Source organism: Burkholderia sp. 3C (assembly GCF_054589155.1).
This window is the reverse complement of record NZ_BAAILN010000148.1, coordinates 106471-107566: the sequence shown is the minus strand read 5'-3', so window position 1 is coordinate 107566 and position 1096 is coordinate 106471. Positions and strand designations below refer to the sequence as shown.

The 1096-nt window shown below is 75.2% G+C and carries 1 protein-coding gene; it reads right to left on the bottom strand.

Annotation, left to right across the window (positions count from 1 at the left end):
* A partial coding sequence (locus ACYP33_RS30715; protein WP_459625010.1) for a DNA translocase FtsK 4TM domain-containing protein occupies nucleotides 1-1076 on the bottom strand: 1076 nt, incomplete at its 3' end.
* Between the last annotated feature and the right edge of the window lie 20 nt (nucleotides 1077-1096).

Below are 1096 nucleotides of genomic sequence, written 5' to 3'. Positions count from 1 at the left end.
GCCGGTGGCGCGGGACGGCGCGGCGTGACGTTCGCGTTCTGCGCCGGTGCGGCCGCGCGCGGCAACGGCCGGGCGGGGGCAGGTTGCGGCGCGGGTGGCCGGGCCGGCGGCGTGATCGGCGGCACCACCGGGCGGATCGGCGTGGCGGCCGGGGCCGCGCGCCGCGTGGACGGATAGCGTTCCTGCAGCACCTTGACCGCCTGCGCGGCGTGCACGGCCGACGAGGCGATGGTCGGCGAAGCCGGCGGCATCGATACCGACGACGGCACGAAGGGCGGCGGCACCGGCGGCGCGGCCAGGGCGGCGCTGCCCGTCGCCGTGGCGGCTTTCGCGGATGCGGTGGTGGCCGCCGCGGCCATGCCGCTGTTGCCTGACGCCGGCCGGCCGCCCGAATTCGGATTCAACCATCCCTGCGGCGCCGACGGCTCGACCGGCTGCACCCGCGTGATCGGCGGCGGCGTCCAGCCGCGCGGCTCCTGGCGCGTTTCGCGCCGCGCCTCGCCGCGCATGTCGCGCTTCGCGTCGGGCTTCCACAGCGTGGGCCGCGCGAAACGCCCGTTGCGCTTGGGCGCCATCGAGTTGACGGTGTTCGCCGCGGACGGCTGCACGTCGCCCGCGCGCCGCACGCGGCGATCTTCGTCGCGATGCAGCGCGCTGCGCGGCAGGTCGGCGACGGAGCGTGCTTCGTCCTCGTCGCGCCGTCCGCCACGGCCGAGCCGGAAGCCGAACGAGCGGTCGAGCCAGTCGTTGGTGGTGCGCCAGTCGGCGCCGAGCAGCCAGGGCAGGCCGCCGACGAACAGCACGACCATCACCAGCGGCGTGCCGATATGGCCGAACACGCGGTCGAAGCCGGCCGCGAGGGCATGGCCGAATGCGTCGCCGGTGTCGCCGCCCGGCAGCGCCGTGGCGAGCGTGCAACTGGCGACGAACACGCTCGCGAAGCCGAGCCAGAGGCGGATCAAGCCGCGCCCGGCCGTGCCGGCGCCGCCCGGCAGCATCGCCTTGACGAGCCGCCAGACCAGGGGAACGAACCAGATGGCCGAGACGCCGAACCAGCCAAAAACTACGCTATGCATACCAGGAAACGTGGAATCGC